Below are 16,764 nucleotides of genomic sequence, written 5' to 3'. Positions count from 1 at the left end.
TTTTGCCCCCCACGTCTTTTTTCTGGCTTAGTTAATTCCTGTTTATGAAGCACTTTCTAACGCGTTTTACGCCCCTGCTACTGGCGGCGGCTGGCCTCCTGACCAGCTGCACCAAGGAGCTGGATACTTACTATACCGAGGTGGGGCCGCAGTTCCCCACCGTGCTGAACAACTCCAACTTTACGCCCGCGACCAAGTACGCCGTGGGCGAAATCGTGCCCCTGGAGCTGAACTTCGCCGCGCAGACCGCGCCGGTGCGGGAAATCCTGGTGCTGCAAAAAATAGAGCCCAGCCCCGACTCGGTGGTGGTGCAGACCATTCCTTATCAGCCTGCCTTCTCCCGCCTCAAGCGGGCCGATACGCTGGTGGTGCGCTACGTGGTGCCGCCGGCGGCCAACAAAGCCCAGATCCGGGTGGATGTGCGCGTGGTCAGTCAGAACGGGCAGTCCCGCACCCGGTCGGCTTTTTTCCGCGTAGCGGAGGCCACGCCCACCATCCGCATCAACCGGGCAACGAACGTGACGGCCCCGGCCGCCGGCCCGGTAGTGGCCGGCGACGTGGTGCGCTATAATCTGACCCTGAACGTGAATGGCGTAACGGCCGCCACCACCACTACCCCGGCCACCAGCATTCTCTACAAGGACCTCGACAGCCTCGTTACCTACGTGAAGGTAGGGGCCGCCGCCGAGCGCCGCCTGCTGCGGCAGCGCCTGCCCGTCGTGGGGGCTCAGACCGGGGCTGCCACCACCCTGGACGTGGATGCGACCATCCCGGCCGGCTCGGCCGGGCAGGCGGTCACCTTCCGCTTCGAGGCCAAGGTGCGTACGCCCGCCCGCACGGCCTCGGCCACCGCCGATGCCCTCACGCCCGCTCCGCCCACGGCCCTGGCGGCCGCGCGCGCCCTCACGCTCACCTACGCCGGCACTACCGGCGGCGACCAGGCGGCCCTGGACCTGACCACCTTCACGACCGTACCGGCCGCCGGCCCGGCCGGCACCAAGGACGTGGCCATCACCAATACGGCCAGCAATGCCGTACGCCTGCAAGCGCTGAACCCGACTACCGGTACCCCCGCCCCCACGCCTACTCGCTTTGTACGCCTGACTACGGGCGGGGCCGCGGCCTACACCTCGGCCACCCTCAACAGCATCCGGCAGACGTTCCTGACCGCGCCAACGGCTAATCAGGTCACGACCCTCGATAACGTGGTAGTCGGCGACGTGGTAATAGCGCGGGTACGCGGCCTCGATCAGTATGCTATCTTCACCGTAACGGGCATCAACCGAACTTCCGCTACCGATGTAGCCGTGACGCTGGCCGTGAAGGCACTGTAAGCCTGCATTCCCTTAGTATCTTATAAAAAAGCCCCCCAGAGTTTCTGGGGGGCTTTTTTGTGATCTTATGTGATCTTCAAGACCGCTGAGAGGCTGCTGGCGGTAGAGGCGCATAATTGCGCCTCAATCGTTGCTGATGTTATTTAATTCGAATGACATGATTCCAATCATCAGCCCCGCTGACCTTTGGTTCAACGACGAGATGCAAGTATGCGTCTCCACCGCAGCCTCTAAGAAGAATCACCTACCGTCCACCGAACACCTGCTTTAAGAAGCCGCCGCGCTTGCGTTTTTTCACTTTCACTTTGGTTTTGCTGGCTGTATTGGTCGCGGGTCGACTGATGGTGGGGCGAGGGGTGACAGGCGGTACGGTCCGGGTGGGCCGCGGCGTGGCATCGTGTGGCTGCACCGGAGCTGGCGGCCCGGATGGTACCGAGGGTACGGCGGGTGGGGCCTGCGCCACCAGCATCGGCGAGCCGGCTACCGTGCTCACGCGCACGGGCGGGCTTTCATTATGCAGTCGGTCGACGGAAGTAACGTAGTAGGCGTACTCCACGCCGGGCCGGGCCGTGGTATCGACTAAAGCAGGCTGGTTGTTGGCCGGACGCGGCACCAGGGCTATAATACGGCGCGGATCATCGGGGGCCGGTGTTTCTCTGGGGCCAAAACGGTACACTACAAAGTAGCGGGCCACATCGCCATCGGTGGCTGCGGGGCCGGGCTGCCAGAGCAGGCTTACGGCGCGGCCGGTGCGGGTGAGTATCAGGTTCTGGGCCGCGCGGGGCGGCACGGCATCCAGCCACGGCATCGTGGGTACCAGCGCCGGGTAGCGGAACAAGTTCTGACGCAGCGTATCGGCTACGTGCAGTGGGTTGCCTATTAATGATTTGGAGCTAAAAAACACGCTGCCACTTACCTGCGTTGGGTAAGAGCGGTTGAGTCGAATCTGGCGGGGCAGCTCGGTGGGGTCGCGCCAGGAAGGGTCGCGCTTACCGTTTTCAAAAATGCGGTACGCGCCCTGCCCAATATACAAGTGCCGGTCGAAGCGGTTGCGCGCCCACCACTCCAGCAGCACAGAATAAGAAGCCGGCTTGAAGGTGGTGCTCCAGTATAGCTGGGGCATTATATAATCAACCCAGCCCTGCTGCATCCAGAGGCGAGCATCGGCATACAGGCCCGAGTAGCCCTCGAAAGCGGCCGTGCCTGAGCCCTCGGGGTTGCTGGTTTGGTTCATCCAGACACCAAAGGGCGAAATCCCAAACTTCACCCAGCGCTTCGTGCTCTGAATATTGGTGTGCAGATCCCGCACCAGCAGGTTCACGTTCTGGCGGCGCCAGTCGGCCAGCTTCAGCTGTTCGGGGTTGTACTGCTGATAGGCCACTTCATCGTGAATAACCTGACCAGCTTCGGGATATGGATAGAAATAATCGTCGAAATGCACCCCATCAATGTCGTAGCGGCGCACCACGTCCAGAATGACTCTGCTGATGTAGGCGCGCACTTCGGGTAAGCCAGGATTGAAGAGCAGCTTACCTGAGTAGCGCAAAAACCACTCAGGATGCTGCCGAAAAGGGTGAGTAGCAGCCAATTTGCTCGTCACCGAGTCGAGGGAGGCGCGGTAGGGATTGAACCAGGCATGAAACTCCATGCCGCGGGCGTGGGCTTCATCAATCAGGAAAGGCAGGGGGTCGTAGGCGGGGCTGGGGGCTTTGCCCTGCTGCCCGGTCAGCCACTTGCTCCAGGGCTCCAGGTCGCTTTGGTAGAAAGCATCAGCGGCGGGCCGAATCTGCACGAATACCGCGTTAATGCCGTTTTTCTGCTGCGTATCGAGCATTTGCGTGTACTCGCGGCGCTGTTGCTCAGGCGTAAGACCGCGCCGACTGGGCCAGTCAATATTCTCGACGCTGGCAATCCAGACGCCGCGCATTTCCCGCTTCGGGGGGGCATTCTGGCCGCGGGCAATAGGCACCATTAGGAGCCCACATAGCAGTACTAGAGAAAAGCAAACACGAGAATCAGCGATAAGCAATCGGAACATCGGAACGTAAACGGGTAAAACGCCCGCAAATTACATAGCTCAACGCTCGTAGCCGACACAAAACGCACATTTACCGCTATTTATCTGACCTGCTTTCCGGCTTGCCACCCGGTGCCCGCTATAAGTCAGGCCTGTAAAGCAGCGAATTCCAGATCCAATAAATCGTAATCCTCCCAACATTTATGATCGAAATGCCACCACTCATCGGGGCAATGCTGGAAGTAATGACGCCTCATGACAGCCCGGAGCACTGCCCGATTAAGAAGAGCCAATATAGGCGCCTGCGAGAAATCAGCGTGGGCGGCAGGCGTTAGTTCGTCGAAGTCGGTGGGCATCATCAGCGACTCGCCCGTACTCAGACTTACCAAGGTGACATCTACGGCACAGCCCCGATTATGCCGGGAGCCGCGCCAAGGCGGGGCCGCGTAGGTTTCGTCGCGCACATGGTCGTAAAAAGCCACGGTGGCGCTATAAGGTCGGTACGCGTCGAACACTTTTAAGCCTATCCCGACGGTAGCCAATTCGGCTTGCACGGCCCGTAGCGCGGTCGCGGCTGGCCGCCGCAAGTACGCGGCGGGCTGCTGATATAAGGGCCGGCCTAGCAAATTAGCGGCGGTTGCATAACGAATATCCAGCATGATGCCGGGTATAAATTCCGCCAAATTAACCAATTCGCTTTCTGGAGTTTCCTGCACCTGCCGGTGGTAATAGTCCGGCGTCGTGACGACACGTAGACCATGCATATTGTTGGAAATCAGCTCGCTGGGGGGCATTTTTAATTCTCAAAGGCTTACCTAAATAATAAGGTGAGCTTATACTGATGCAATATAGCGGCCACTTTCACCTACAGTGTCTGCGCCTGCCAAACCAGCCTGCGGGAAATACAGCTATAATCAAAGTATCAGGGTCTACTCCAATTTGAAATATTTGTTGCCAGCTCCTCTATAAATACAATTGTCAGTTTAAATGGCCTTATTACTATAAAGATTAGCAAACCGCATATTGTCAGCAATATATTTTAGGCAGACACCATAAAACTGCCTAGAGTCTTATTTAGCGGAAGCGGGGTTGAATTGGCTTAATTCGGGCTTGTGACGGCGTGAGCGCCCTAGTTCGTATTGGTACACTGCCCGACCCAAGTCGCGTAGGAAGGGGAAGCCGATAGTGTCGTACTCGTAGCGGTCGTCGTTCAGAATTCCGTCCGCATTCGTATAAATCACGGCGGAAAGGAGAAACTCAACGCCCCGCGCCTCATCCATAATGTAGGCGTTGTCAATAAGAAACCCATAAGCCTGCCCGATTTTATTGAAGATGCGTACGCCGGGCGGCAACGGGCCGGGCGGGCCGCCCGTCAACAAGAACTTGGCGTAGTTATCGGGATATTTCAGCGAATCGTAGCGCGGAGCCTGGCTTTCCCGCGGTAGCATAGACATATACTGTCTCAAAAGCTGATAATCAGCCTTGTCGAGTTGAAAGCGGCGTTTCGCGGGCAGGCTTTCCGGGAATAGCACAGCTCGCAGCACAGCCTGCAAATTAGCCAGGGAAATGTAGTTTTTGGTGCTAAAATCGAGTGGCTGCTCTACCAGCTTGTCGCCCTGCAGGTAGCCCCGGCCTAGCTTTTCGCCCTTGAGGCCAAGCCGGGGCCAGGTGCCCGCAAAAAAACCTGCTTCCTGCTGATAAACAGGGGTTTGCAGCGCCGAATCAGTAAAGAAAACCATCGGATTAGTATGACGGGAGCCAGGCTCTTGGTCCCCGACGGAAAGGCGATGTAGCAGGCGTGCCCGGCGGTAGCCCCGCCGGCGCAGCTCCGCATTGAGCCGGCCGGGGCCTAAGAACTCATATAGCCGGTTGTAAGCGTCGTTGTCGCTCACCAGCAACACTTTCCGAATGTAGTGCGCCATGCTTGCCCGCCCCGTTGGACTGGTAGAATCCCGCACGACGCGGGCCTGGCCGGCAAAAGCGGAGTCGATGCGCACGGGCGATTCCGGCGTTAGCTCAGGATACTGAGCCCGCAGTTGCCGCAGCTTTTCAAGGGCTAGCACGGCGGCCGGCAGCTTCACGGTGCTGGCCGGATAGAAGTAGCGCCGCAAATTTGCCCCCCCGTAGGTGTAGGAGCGAAAATGCGGCTTATTCTGGGCGTCGCGGTTTATCTGGGTGTAAATAATCTGGATGCGGTACTGCTCCGGGGCGCACAGCACCCGCCCGAAACGGGCCGTATCGGCGTGCAGCAGGCGGCGCAGCGGGTTGCCGTTTTGGGCTGTCGCCGAGTGACTGGTTAGCCCACTCAATCCAAGGAGTGCCCCACAAAAAGGCCCCCACCACCTGCTTTGGCACCATCTGGTAGTTTTCATAGCTGGGAAGATACGCGGGAGCGTGCTTTCAGCCTACCAAATGAAGCTCAGGGAAGTAATGGGGGCCTCTGGGGGGCAAATTTGCCCTACTATTCTAAACAAAAGAAGCTTTACCGCTTCTCAGAGTTTTCGCTTTCGTCACCAGCCTCGGCGGCGCGGCGCATGTCAGCACCGTCTTCGCCTTCCATGCCGTTGGTTTGGTCGCTGTCGCCGTAGTCGCCGCGGATGCCGGCACCGTCACCCATATTGCCCTGGGTGCTGGTGGTGTCGGGGTTTTGGCCGCCTTGCTGGCTCTCGTCTTTTTGCTCGGCTTTTTTGGCGGCGGAGAAGGCTTTGTTAATAGAGGTGCCGTCTTGCCCACTGTTGGTAGTACTTACGCGGCCTGCGCCGCTATCTTCGGAAGTGGTGTCGGTATTTTGGGGATGATTTGCCATGATGCTAAAATTAGATTGAGGGTGAAATAAGAAAATACAGCACTGAAGGTTAAAGGTTTACCCGCCCGGTCTCGCCACCCGATACGCCTGTGCCGCTACTGGTTGTGCTGCCGCCTACATCGCCTTCGGCGGCGTTGCCGGGTGCGTCATAGGTAGTGCTGGTACTCACGTTTTCGCTTTTTATCTCCTGACCGCCTTCGGTGCCGCCGCTGCCGGAGTTGTCATCGGCGTTGAGGCCGCGCAGCGAATCGTTGCCGTCGCCGGATGCCTGGCGGCCTTCGGGCTGGCGCTGATCGGATTGGGAAACAGTGCCTTGCTGAATCGCGCGGCTATCGGTGGGCTGTTGGTCGGGTTGGGTTTGGTCGTTTGCCATAGCGGAAGTAGTTAGAACGAAAAAGTGCTTGCTAAACTATACGCGGGTTCGGCTCAAAAGGGGTGGCATTGCCGTGCTTTTTTGCCAACTTGGGGAGTTTAGTATCCTCACTATTTCTCACCTGCTATCTAGCTTACGCATGTCATCGAGCCCAGCTAACACGACCGATTTATTTACCCGGAAAACCGATACCGAGCTCCTCTATTTCCTCCAGCACCCAGAGCTATATCACGCTGACGTGGTGACGGCGGCGCGGCAAGAGCTGCATCGTCGCGGAGCAGCTACCCGCTCCCACCTGACTGATACTGAAAGCTTTGTAACAGACTATGACCACGAGCCCGCCGAGCGGCGCTGGCTGGCTCCTGTCATCGGCGGGGCGCTGCTCGTCGTGGGGGGCTTTTTGTATAATCAGTTTTATAGGCCGTCGCCTGCTTTTGCCGTTGCGCCTAAAGCTCCCATAGAGCTGAAATCGGTGGAGCTGAATGTGCTACCGACCTTTGACGCCGAAACCGCCGCGCAAGTAAAACAGGAGCCAAGCCTTTTGCCCACCAAAGAGCGCACCGACAAAAAGCCGCTGGGCAAATACCTGATTCTGGCGGGTCGTTTCTGGAAGGCCGAAAATCAAGCAGAATTCCTGGCCGATCAGGTAGCAATTGCCAAAATAGATTCCACGTTTCTGGGCAAGACCACACTGGTATATGACCAATGGCGGGAGCTAACGCGCGTATTGGTGTACAATCACAATCTGCGTCCGGCCATGCAGGAGCGCGTGAATATGATGCACGACATAGCCAACCGGCGCATGCAGTCATTGCAGCAAATGCGCGATAACTACGCCCTTGGCCGCCCGCCCCTCGATAAAGAAGTACGCAATACGTTGGCCCCGGTGGCGGATATGCTGTATGAGCTGCGCGGCGGCAAGCAGCCCACCCGCCACATCGATCTGACGGTAGCGCGCTGATAATCAGGCTACTGTCCTTATGTCCCCCGACGACTCCCACCACTTATTCACCCAGAAAACCGACGCTGAGCTTTTCTTTCTAGCGCAGCAGGCGCAACGCTTTCCGCCCGCGGTAGTGCAGGCCGCCGTGCGCGAATTGCAGCGGCGCGGCCTTGTGCCCACGGAGGCGCCCGCCCCGCCCACTCCGCCACCCTCCCCACTCCTCGACGAAAGCACCGGCCGCCTCCTGCTGCGGAGCCTGCGGGCGCTGCTGTGGCCGGCGGGGTCGTTCTTCGTCACGCCCCTGCTGCTCGACCTGAACCTAGTGATTTACGCGCTGCTGGCATTTACCGCCGCCGATCCGCTTGCACCGAGTGGAGGGGAGCTGGTAATGTGGGGGTCTAATTTTTCGCCGCTCACCTTGCACGGCCAGCCCTGGCGCCTGCTTACCAGCTGCTTTCTGCACGGCAGCGTAGCGCATTTGCTGCTCAACGGCCTGGGGCTGTTGTTTTTGGGGTCGTTGCTGGAGCCGCTGCTGGGCAGGTGGCGCTTGCTGGGGGGCTTTTTGGTGTGCGGCATCGGGGGTAGCCTGGCCAGCTTGTGGTGGAATAGCGCGGGCGTAAACTCGGTGGGAGCATCGGGGGCGATTTTTGGGTTGTATGGGCTGTTGCTGGCTTTACTCGCAACGCGCGCGGTGCCCTTCAGTCGCGCCCAGCGGCGCACTATGCTGTGGTTTGTCTTCTACTTTATGCTCAACGGACTAGTGGGCGGGCTGGGGGGTAATATTGATCACGCGGCGCACTTAGGCGGCTTAGGTACGGGTGCGCTGGTTGGGCTGGGGCTAGGGCGCGGCTGGCTACTGGGCACTGTTAAAGTTCAATAATTTCTGTATTTTTCCCAAAATTTGGAAAGCCACGGCGGCCTGGCCCAAATTAGCTGCTGACCAACAACCCAACAGCCGCTCAGCAACGTAGTGTACCTATTACCCGGCATTTACACCGGCATGTACTCTGCTCCCACCTTTGCCCCACCTCCAACTTATTTCTTCTATATGAAGGCTTCTTTACTCTCGCTCGCTTTACTTGGTGGCATCTGCTGGTCGGGCGCGGCTGTGGCCCAAACCACCCTGGCGAATGGCACCCTGGAAACCTGGAACCGGGAAAACGGCCCCGAAGGCCCCGTCCAGTGGATTACCTCCGACCAGATAGCGGCCAACCTGTTTATAGCCGTGAATGGTGTCACGAAATCGACGGAATCGCGCACGGGAGCATTTGCGGCCCGACTGAGCTTTCGCAACGTAACCATTCCCATCCTGGGCACTTTCCCTGTGCCCGCGCTGCTGCTGCTTGGTACCAAAGTCCCCGAAATCAGTCCCACGAACCTACCCCGCACGCAAGAAGACATCGTTCGGCTGCGGCCGGGTGGCATTCCCTTCACGGCCCGCCCCACCTCGCTGCAATTCTGGTACAAGTATACCGGCGTCGCCGCCGACGCCGGGCAGGCGGCTGTGGTGCTCTCGAAAGAGGGACAGGCAATCGGGCAGGCGGGCATCACCCTGAATGGTGGGATAAACACGTATACCCTGATCAACCTACCTATTACCTACGGCTCAGCCGTGATGCCCGACACATTGCGCATCGTTTTCACCGCCGGTACCAACCAGACGCCGTCTACTACCGCTGCTTTATTTATTGACGACGTGACCGTGCCCCTCACCGTCACCGCCGATCGTAATCCGCAACTGGAAGCCGCCCTGGTTGTGTATCCTAATCCCAGCTCCAACGGCGATTTCTCGCTGGCTTCCTTACAAAAGCCGGGTGTCGCTACTGCTCCTTTTACCATCTCGGATGCCACGGGCCGAGTAGTATTGCGGCAGGGTGCGGCACCCACCAGCGCCGCTAGTGGGCGGCTTATTAGTCTGCGGGGCCAACCCGCGGGCGTGTATTTACTACGCCTGAGCACGACGGAAGGCACGCTAACCCGCAAATTAGTGATTCAGTGACCATAGAATTGCCCCCCGAGAATCCTTCACTCAACTCTGCCGCTGATAGCACGCCGCCCCAACAGCAACCATCGTCGCGGTGGCAGCGGGCCCGAACGGCTATGCGCCGGGCAGCCGCTTTGCCCGGTACGGGTCTGGATTTTCTGTACCGCACGGGTCAGGCGTACCGTCATTTTACGCTGCCCGTGCTCAATGGGGCCATCGGCGACCAGCTGGCCGAGCGCCAGGACCGCCGGGCCATTCAGCTGAGTTTTCGTCAGCACGGGGTCGATGTCGCCGTTGCTGACTTGCGACTGAGTGGTGAGTCGCAGAAAACCGTCGTGTTTCTGCATGGTCTCATGGGCGACGAGATGATCTGGCAGTCGGGCATGCCGGATACGCCGCGCTACGGGCCATTGCTTCAGCGCGAAGCCGGTGTACGGTCTCTCTATGTACGCTACAATAGCGGCCTGCATATTTCGAAGAACGGCCAGCTGCTCAACACGTTATTAAGCGAGCTGTTTGAGACTCACGCCGAAGCTATTGGCGAACTGGTGCTGGTGGGCCACTCCATGGGGGGCCTGGTAATTCGTAGCGCGGGCTACTATGGCGCCCGCAAAGGTCAGGGGAAAGCTCCGTGGGTGACGTCTCTGAAGTCGGTATTCCTGCTGGGCGTACCCAATGATGGCTCTTTTCTGGAGCAAAACAGCCACCTGACTTCTGTGCTGCTACGCAAGATAAACGTGGCTCCTACGCGCTTCCTCAGCAAAGCTATGGACCAGCGCAGCAACGGCATCAAGGACCTGCGCTATGCCTGGCTAATAGATGAGGACTGGCAAAACCCGCGCGCCAACGACATTTTTGCCCCCCGCACCGTAGTGCCACCCTTGCCGGGGGTGCACTACCATGTGCTGGTCGGCTCTCTGCTCAAAACCCTGGGCTCCGCCCTCGACCACTATTTCGGCGACGGCCTAGTGGGTGGCGGCAGCGCCATCGGCCGCACCTTCGGCGACCCGGCGCTGCCGGCCGGCTCCATGGTGACAACTACCGTATTCTCCCAGCAAAGCCATATAGGCCTGCTCAGCAACCCGGAGGTGTATCAGTATCTGCGGGAGCAGGTGTAGCGAGCCACTCTGCCAAAAAGCCCCCCAGAGTAATTCTGGGGGGCTTTTTTATAAAGTAAAACACTTACTTAATCACAATTTCAGCAAAGCCGGCCTTCACAATAGTTTGCGGCAGCGTAGCACCTGTATCCGCTTCATTTTCCGTCAAAGGAGCGGCTTTTGCATCGACGGTGCCTTTCAGCGGAGCGAAGGGCAGGCTATGCAACACTACGCGATAGGTAGCGAAACTAGGCTGGTAGTCGCCTTCGATTTCCTGGCGGAGCGTGAGCGTGGTATCGGTACCGGTGAGGGTGAAGCGGCGCGTAGTGGCGTGGCCTTCCTGATAGCCGTAGCCTTCGCCGCCATCATCGTAAAGAACGCTGTGCTCCGTGCCGTTTTTGTAGTAAACGTGCAGGGTTATTTCTTCCACTACTTTCTCGCCCACGTACTGCATGATGGGGTAGAGGGGAATGACGGCGCCGGCTTTTACGAAGAGCGGAATCCGGTCGAGGGCGGCGCTGGCCCATACTTCGGCCCCGCCGGTGCGCACTTCATCGGTCCACCAGTAGTACCACTGGCCTTTGGGCAGGTACATCCAGCGGCCATCGGCGCCGGCGGTGGTGATAGGGCACACCAGCAGATGGTCGCCGAGGCTGAACTCGGCCATGCGCAGGTAGGTATCCGTGTCGGTCTGGTCGAGGAAAGCCATGGGGCGCAGCATGGGTGTGCCCTGCTGCACGTACTGCCAGAACGTGGTGTACACGTAGGGCAGCAGCTGGTAGCGCAGGCTGATAAACTTGCGCGCCAGATCGGTTACCTCTTCCCCAAACGACCAGGGCTCCTGGTCGCCGTGGTCGCCACTGGAGTGGGTACGGAAGAACGGGTGAAAAGCCGCCAGCGCAATCCAGCGGGCGTACAGCTCGCCGTCAGGCGTTTCCACGAAGCCACCAATATCCGAGCCCACAAAAGAAAACCCACTGATACTCAGGCGTTGACACTGAATATTAGCCAGCCAGAGGTGCTCCCAGGAGGCGATGTTGTCGCCGGTCCAGGCGGAAGAGTAGCGCTGCCCGCCGGCGTAGGTGCTGCGCGTGATGCTGAAGGGCCGGTTCGGGTAGCTGAACTGCTTGACGCCTGCGGCCGTGGCCCGAGCCATTTGCATACCGTAGATGTTGTGGGCCTTTTTGTGCGAGGCCGGGTTGCCATCGTAGTTGAAGCGCACATCATCGGGGAAAGTACCTTTCTCGAACACGGCCGGCTCGTTCATGTCATTCCACACGCCGCGCACGCCATCTTCCTGAATCAGACCTTTGAACAGGCCGGCCCACCACTCGCGCACGTCGGGTTGGGTGAAGTCGGGGAAGTTGCACAGGCCCGGCCACACAGAGCCGCGCATCAGCGGCCCGTCGGCGCGGCGGCAGAAATAGTCATTCGCCAGGCCTTCCGTATAAACCAAATAGTCAGGATCAATCTTGATGCCGGGGTCGATGATAACGACGGTTTTGAAGCCATCGGCGGCCAACTCCAGCACCATGGTTTTGGGGTCGGGAAAATGGGTGGGGCTCCAGGTAAAGCACCGGTAGCCGTCCATGTAGTCAATGTCCAAGTAGAGCGCATCGCAGGGAATCTGCCGCTCCCGGAAGCCGGCCGCAATAGCCCGGAAATTGCTTTCGGGGTAGTAGCTCCACTTGCACTGGTGGTAGCCCAGGGCCCACATGGGGGGCATTTCGGGCGGGCAGGTCAGGCGGGTGTACTCCTGGGTGACTTCGGTGAGCGTGGGACCATAGAGGAAATAGTAGTTCATTTCGCCCCCCAGTGCCCAGAAGCTAGTGACGTCGGCGCGCTCGGCAGCAAAGTCGAAGCTGGCTTTGAACGTATTATCGAAGAAGATGCCGTGGGCGATTTTCTGGTGCAGCTCCAGGTAAAACGGGATGTTCTTGTACAGCGGGTCCGAGCCTTTTACGTAGCCGTAGGTATCGGTACCCCAGTTGGTGTAGCGCTTGCCGCGCAGGTTCATATTGTCGGGCTTGTCGCCGAGGCCGTAGTAGTGTACACCGCCCTGCACCTGCTTGCTCATCTTCACGGTGTCGTTGCCAGTGTCATCGTCGTGCTCCCAGTGAAAGCCCTTTTCGTCGGCCGACAGCACCGTGCCGGAGCGGTCGAGCACGCGGGTAGCCAGGTTTTCCTTGGCAATGGTGCAGATCAGCCGGTCGGTGGTGATGCGGTAGTGGTCGGGCTTTTCCCGAAACTCCAAAAAATCCAGTGCGGCGCGCGGCAGATCAGCGGGCACAGCGTAGCTGAAATCGGGCGCGAAACCAACTTCTGTGGCGTAGCGAAAACGAAGTATTTTATCCGTAATTACCTGTAGGCACAGCTGCACGCCGTTGTCGCAGGTGAAGAGAAAGTCGTGATTTGATTGCTGACACGAAACGATCTGGCCGGGAGAAAACTCTTGTTTCCCCCTGGTAGCCAGGTCGTTCACCATGTAATTATTTTCCTGAATGAGATCAGCCATGAGCGAAAGCGGCAGTTGAGATGAGCAAAAAAAATACCGGCAGCGCCGGAATGTTTTTTTCGCAGAAGTATGCAAGGTAAAACTGATTACCGCGAAAATTAGCTAACCTTAGGAGCAGATTCCGTAAAACACGACCGTAGCGCTAATACAGGGCTTTTTTTGCTGACCATTTTTTTCTCGTCATCGTCCCTTCCCCATGGAAAATCCCAATCTCAAGGTATTGCTGTTAGGCTGGGATGAGACAACGCAAGTCAACTACTCGGGGCAGCCCGATTCGTTGTCGCTGTTGCAAGCCTTAGCTTCCCAGACTACCCTGACGGCTATTCTGTCGCACCTGCCCGAGGGTCAGCTCTCCAACGCACGCATCACGAGCCTCGATTCCTTAACCCTAGCGGACCTGGACGAGCTACAGCCAGTGCGTGCGGTCGGTGCCTGGCAGGCGCCGGCCGCGCCCTATATAGGAGCTACGCCAACAGAGACCGCAGATCAGGAAAACGGGCAAGCTGGCCTAAGCGAAACGGATCTGAACAAAACGGGTTATCTGCCCGAGAATAGCCCCCCAGACCTCCTTCTAGCTGATGATCAAGCAGTTGAAGCCTCAGAGCCTGGGGCCGACGAGGCCCATGACCTTGACCACCCCGGCAATAATCTGACGCTGGATAAGCCGGGCGCGCCTATTCAACCAGAATATTTGCCCTCCATCGAGTTTACGGCTGAGCGTGCTACCCTGCGCAATCTGCTGACGGCGCTGCCCGAAGCTCCCGGCGACCTTAATTTTCAGATTATTCAGTACACGCGCTTTGCCACGCGTCTGGCGCTGCGCGAAGAGTTCGGCGTGATCTACGCCCCCGAGTGGCATGTGTGGTTGGCGGGCCTCGAAATCCGGCAGCTTACCGGGCGGCCGCTGGTGCTACACGTCCATTCGCTGGCACTGGACCGCGATTCGCTCGACGACCGCGGCTGGATTTTGGAGCTGGAGCGGCTGGCGCTTCGCCGGGCTACGCTGGTTCTTGCCGCTAATGAAACCTTGGCTCAGCGCCTGCAAAGTGCTTATTCTGTAGCCGCAGATCGCATCCAAGTGGTTCCGGCCCACGATGAGGAAGCTCTGACCACGGCGCTGCGCTCTATCCACCAAAGCTAGTAGTAGCCGGCAGCGTTGTTTCTTTGTCAAAAAATTGACTGATGACAACTCCTTCTCCTACTGCCCCCGAACAAACTTTCGACGCCCAGCTTGAGCTTCACCGCTCAGATGGCGGCGTGTTTCTGACCGTTCCTTTCAATGTGGAGGAAATATATGGGCAGCGCGGGACCCTGCATGTGCGCGGCACTATCGACGGCTTTCCGTTTCGCCTGCCCTTGCAGCCCAGCCCCGACGGAGAGCACACGCTGACCGTGCATAAGCAAATCCGCAATGCTATTGATAAAACCTGGGGCCAAACTGTGCACATCGTGCTCGCCCCCGATACCGAAGAAAGCCCCTTGGACATCCCGGAGGAGCTAACGCGGTCCTTAGTGCAAAATGGCTTGCTCGCCAAGTTTGAGCAGCTGGCCTACGCCCAGCGCAAAGAATACGCCCAGTGGATAACGCGCGCCAAAAAATACGAAACCCGCGCCGAGCGCGTAAGCGAGGCCGTGGAGCGGATTAAAATCGGGCGGCGGTTTCGGTAGGTGCTGCTAATAAATAGTTGGTGCTTGACTTCACAATAACCAGAAAGCGCCGGTCAGATGACCGGCGCTTTCTGGTTTCACTTTGTATAAGTGGATTCGCCAGCTTTTAGATTATTCATACGTATTAGAGCTTATACCGACTGCGGGATTATAAGATTTGAACTGTTGTCTGTCGTTTGCTTAGGGGCTTGAAACTGCCCGAAACCGGCCTTGAAAATGACTTGAACTCACTAACTGCTCAGGCCTCAAAACGCTTAAACCAGTAGTCGGTATAAGCTCTATAGAACGGCGTGGTGCCACGATTTTTTTCGTCGTGGCACCATTATCGTTGCTGACGTTGCTTGCGTGGCGGTGGTTGAGGTAGCGGCTGCGGTTTTAGTAAAAAAGCCCCCCAGCTACCTCGTTAGCTTCGCTGTCCTTCGGGTCAACGATAGTGGTACCACGACAGAAAAAGTTGTGGCACCACCCCGCCCTGGCTGGTGGGCGCGTGTAACGCGCCCCTACATCCGTTCGCGCACCTCTTTTAGTACCCGTTCCATTTCCTGCCGCACCACGATAGTCTCTACCACATGGTTGTTATTCATGAAGCTCACGGCTAATAAATGCCCCCTGCGGGTGCGCAGGTAGCCACATACGTTATGGTTGTTGCTGAGCGTACCGGTTTTGCCCCAAAACCACGGGCCGGACGCGTCGCGGTACACGCGGCGCAGGGTGCCGTGGCCGCCGCCGGCCGCCAACAAGCTCAGCAGACGTGGCTCTGGCACTTCCTGGTGCAGCTTGAGCAGCAGCGCCGAGAGCGTGCGGGGCGTAACCAGATTCTTACGCGAGAGGCCGGAGCCATCTACCCAGCGCGGGGCGTCGGGTAGGTTTTGCAGAAACTGCGCCTGTACGGCCCGAATAACGGTTTGAGTGCTCAGCGAGTCGGAGCGGAGACGAGCGGAGCACATGAGCAATAGCTGCTCGGCCAGCAGGTTGTCGCTCACTTGCAGCATCCGCCGGTACAGCGAATCGACGGGCAGGCCAGCCAGGGTACGCACCGCCTCTTGGGGGCGCACCGAATGCCAGGGGGCATTCAGCACGGGCCGCCGCAGCGTATCCTGGAGCAGCTGAAGTACCAGCTGTGAGCTGGGCCGGAAAGGCGTCTCGTCAATCCATTTTTTGGGCGACACGAAGTAAACAAAGTGGTTGTCGGTCAGTTCGCGGCGTACGTGGTCGTCGGCGGGGTGAGGAAAGCCAGCGGGGGCCTCCTTTACCACGGGATTGAAAAAGCGCGGGCGCACGGCGGGGCGCTTATTGGGCCCCGCGTAAAAGCGGATAACATTGCCGTACACCGGGAAAGCCGAGCGCTCGGGCTGGTAGTAATAATTGTAGTCGTCCCAGCCCCAGCCCGGCCCAAACGAAGCTTCGGTCATTGGCATTTCGCGATAAAAAAGCTTTTCGGGCCGTTTTTGCAGGAAATCGAAGGCCCGGCGCGAGGGCACGTCGCCGTGGAGCAGGGTAGGGTCGCCGGTGCCCCAGAATAGCAGCGAGTCGTGGCGCACGACGTAGCGTAGGCTGGGCAGCGAGTCGCCGAGCAGGTGCAGACCGGCATAGAAGCTGAACAGCTTCATGTTGCTGGCGGGCGTGAAATAGCGGTCGGCATTCAGCTCGTACAGCTTTTCCCCGGTTTCTACCTCCGTAATACTGATGCCAACCTGATGCTGGCGTAGCACGGCCGATTCCGTCACCATTTTATTCAGCCAGCGCGGCCCTTTCCCCCGGTTGACGCTCATTTCGGCCTCCTCATCGTCGTTGCTGAGGGAGCCGTAGCGCGGCGCAGCGGCACTAAGGGGCAGCAACAGCAAAATCAAGAAAGCGAGCAAACGGAAGTAAGGCGACATCGCGCGGAGTAGTTATTACCGCAATATGCACAGAATAAAGTCGAAAAGGAAGCGCTGGGGGGCTTTTTTGGTGTAATACCAAGCTCCCGCTTGGTGAATCGTTGGATATAGCGCGACCCGCAGGAAGGCAGAGCCAACTTTTAGTTC

At 58.5% G+C, this 16,764-nt stretch carries 14 protein-coding genes; 7 read left to right on the top strand and 7 right to left on the bottom strand.

Features of this window, described 5'->3' with window-relative positions; genetic code table 11:
* Positions 1 to 44 precede the first annotated feature (44 nt).
* Entirely contained in the window at positions 45 to 1,334 is a 1,290-nt protein-coding gene (locus B9A24_RS13700; protein WP_084446588.1) for a hypothetical protein, read from the top strand.
* Between the two features lie 244 nt (positions 1,335 to 1,578).
* On the opposite strand, the gene B9A24_RS13695 is transcribed toward B9A24_RS13700, so the two are convergent.
* From B9A24_RS13695 to B9A24_RS13675, 5 genes are all read right to left on the bottom strand, one after another.
* Positions 1,579 to 3,306, bottom strand: coding sequence for a glycoside hydrolase family 10-like protein (locus B9A24_RS13695; RefSeq protein WP_234997273.1), 1,728 nt, complete (start codon positions 3,304 to 3,306; stop codon positions 1,579 to 1,581).
* A 191-nt stretch (positions 3,307 to 3,497) separates the two neighbouring features.
* Positions 3,498 to 4,145 carry a M15 family metallopeptidase gene (locus tag B9A24_RS13690; protein ID WP_084446586.1) on the bottom strand — a complete coding sequence of 216 codons (648 nt, stop codon included), beginning with the start codon at positions 4,143 to 4,145 and terminating at the stop codon, positions 3,498 to 3,500.
* 276 nt (positions 4,146 to 4,421) lie between these two features.
* Positions 4,422 to 5,723 carry a serine hydrolase gene (locus B9A24_RS13685; protein ID WP_084446585.1) on the bottom strand — a complete coding sequence of 434 codons (1,302 nt, stop codon included), beginning with the start codon at positions 5,721 to 5,723 and terminating at the stop codon, positions 4,422 to 4,424.
* A 110-nt stretch (positions 5,724 to 5,833) separates the two neighbouring features.
* Positions 5,834 to 6,157 (bottom strand): hypothetical protein, encoded by a 324-nt coding sequence (locus tag B9A24_RS13680; protein WP_084446584.1) that lies wholly within the window; start codon positions 6,155 to 6,157, stop codon positions 5,834 to 5,836.
* Positions 6,158 to 6,206: 49 nt separating this feature from the next.
* On the bottom strand, positions 6,207 to 6,530 hold the full coding sequence (locus B9A24_RS13675) for a hypothetical protein (protein ID WP_084446583.1): 324 nt from the start codon (positions 6,528 to 6,530) through the stop codon (positions 6,207 to 6,209).
* Positions 6,531 to 6,669: 139 nt separating this feature from the next.
* Here B9A24_RS13675 and B9A24_RS13670 point away from each other — a divergent pair, with 139 nt between their 5' ends.
* The 4 genes from B9A24_RS13670 to B9A24_RS13655 all read left to right on the top strand — a co-directional run bounded on the left by B9A24_RS13670 (position 6,670) and on the right by B9A24_RS13655 (position 10,575).
* A complete protein-coding gene (locus B9A24_RS13670) occupies positions 6,670 to 7,491 on the top strand; it encodes a hypothetical protein (protein WP_084446582.1) in 822 nt (273 codons plus the stop codon).
* 19 nt (positions 7,492 to 7,510) lie between these two features.
* Positions 7,511 to 8,353 (top strand): rhomboid family intramembrane serine protease, encoded by an 843-nt coding sequence (locus B9A24_RS13665; protein ID WP_084446581.1) that lies wholly within the window; start codon positions 7,511 to 7,513, stop codon positions 8,351 to 8,353.
* Positions 8,354 to 8,521: 168 nt separating this feature from the next.
* Positions 8,522 to 9,472, top strand: coding sequence for a T9SS type A sorting domain-containing protein (locus B9A24_RS13660; protein ID WP_159452047.1), 951 nt, complete (start codon positions 8,522 to 8,524; stop codon positions 9,470 to 9,472).
* Positions 9,469 to 10,575, top strand: coding sequence for an esterase/lipase family protein (locus B9A24_RS13655; RefSeq protein ID WP_143434939.1), 1,107 nt, complete (start codon positions 9,469 to 9,471; stop codon positions 10,573 to 10,575). The genes B9A24_RS13660 and B9A24_RS13655 overlap by 4 nt, the downstream gene beginning before the upstream one ends.
* 64 nt (positions 10,576 to 10,639) lie before the next feature.
* Here B9A24_RS13655 and B9A24_RS13650 read toward each other — a convergent pair whose 3' ends face one another.
* The gene (locus B9A24_RS13650; protein WP_234997271.1) at positions 10,640 to 13,069 is read right to left on the bottom strand and encodes a glycoside hydrolase family 31 protein; all 2,430 of its coding nucleotides are present in this window, start codon (positions 13,067 to 13,069) and stop codon (positions 10,640 to 10,642) included.
* Between the two features lie 196 nt (positions 13,070 to 13,265).
* On the opposite strand from B9A24_RS13650, the gene B9A24_RS13645 reads away from it, so the two are divergent.
* Together B9A24_RS13645 and B9A24_RS13640 are read left to right on the top strand one after the other, a co-directional pair.
* On the top strand, positions 13,266 to 14,210 hold the full coding sequence (locus B9A24_RS13645; protein WP_084446578.1) for a glycosyltransferase: 945 nt from the start codon (positions 13,266 to 13,268) through the stop codon (positions 14,208 to 14,210).
* A 41-nt stretch (positions 14,211 to 14,251) separates the two neighbouring features.
* A complete protein-coding gene (locus B9A24_RS13640) occupies positions 14,252 to 14,737 on the top strand; it encodes a YdeI/OmpD-associated family protein (RefSeq protein ID WP_084446577.1) in 486 nt (161 codons plus the stop codon).
* A 500-nt stretch (positions 14,738 to 15,237) separates the two neighbouring features.
* Here B9A24_RS13640 and B9A24_RS13635 read toward each other — a convergent pair whose 3' ends face one another.
* Entirely contained in the window at positions 15,238 to 16,617 is a 1,380-nt protein-coding gene (locus B9A24_RS13635; RefSeq protein WP_084446576.1) for a D-alanyl-D-alanine carboxypeptidase/D-alanyl-D-alanine-endopeptidase, read from the bottom strand.
* Between the last annotated feature and the right edge of the window lie 147 nt (positions 16,618 to 16,764).

The organism is Hymenobacter roseosalivarius DSM 11622 (assembly GCF_900176135.1).
Lineage (GTDB): Bacteria > Bacteroidota > Bacteroidia > Cytophagales > Hymenobacteraceae > Hymenobacter > Hymenobacter roseosalivarius.
This window is presented reverse-complemented; position numbering and strand designations above follow the sequence as displayed.

Excerpts from the sequence above, each read along its gene's own strand:
- B9A24_RS13700 (WP_084446588.1), top strand. The coding sequence starts at position 45 with ATGAAGCACTTTCTAACGCGTTTTACGCCCCTGCTACTGGCGGCGGCT.
- B9A24_RS13695 (WP_234997273.1), bottom strand. The coding sequence starts at position 3,306 with ATGGTGCCTATTGCCCGCGGCCAGAATGCCCCCCCGAAGCGGGAAATG.
- B9A24_RS13690 (WP_084446586.1), bottom strand. The coding sequence starts at position 4,145 with ATGCCCCCCAGCGAGCTGATTTCCAACAATATGCATGGTCTACGTGTC.
- B9A24_RS13685 (WP_084446585.1), bottom strand. The coding sequence starts at position 5,723 with ATGAAAACTACCAGATGGTGCCAAAGCAGGTGGTGGGGGCCTTTTTGT.
- B9A24_RS13680 (WP_084446584.1), bottom strand. The coding sequence starts at position 6,157 with ATGGCAAATCATCCCCAAAATACCGACACCACTTCCGAAGATAGCGGC.
- B9A24_RS13675 (WP_084446583.1), bottom strand. The coding sequence starts at position 6,530 with ATGGCAAACGACCAAACCCAACCCGACCAACAGCCCACCGATAGCCGC.
- B9A24_RS13670 (WP_084446582.1), top strand. The coding sequence starts at position 6,670 with ATGTCATCGAGCCCAGCTAACACGACCGATTTATTTACCCGGAAAACC.
- B9A24_RS13665 (WP_084446581.1), top strand. The coding sequence starts at position 7,511 with ATGTCCCCCGACGACTCCCACCACTTATTCACCCAGAAAACCGACGCT.
- B9A24_RS13660 (WP_159452047.1), top strand. The coding sequence starts at position 8,522 with ATGAAGGCTTCTTTACTCTCGCTCGCTTTACTTGGTGGCATCTGCTGG.
- B9A24_RS13650 (WP_234997271.1), bottom strand. The coding sequence starts at position 13,069 with ATGGCTGATCTCATTCAGGAAAATAATTACATGGTGAACGACCTGGCT.
- B9A24_RS13645 (WP_084446578.1), top strand. The coding sequence starts at position 13,266 with ATGGAAAATCCCAATCTCAAGGTATTGCTGTTAGGCTGGGATGAGACA.
- B9A24_RS13640 (WP_084446577.1), top strand. The coding sequence starts at position 14,252 with ATGACAACTCCTTCTCCTACTGCCCCCGAACAAACTTTCGACGCCCAG.
- B9A24_RS13635 (WP_084446576.1), bottom strand. The coding sequence starts at position 16,617 with ATGTCGCCTTACTTCCGTTTGCTCGCTTTCTTGATTTTGCTGTTGCTG.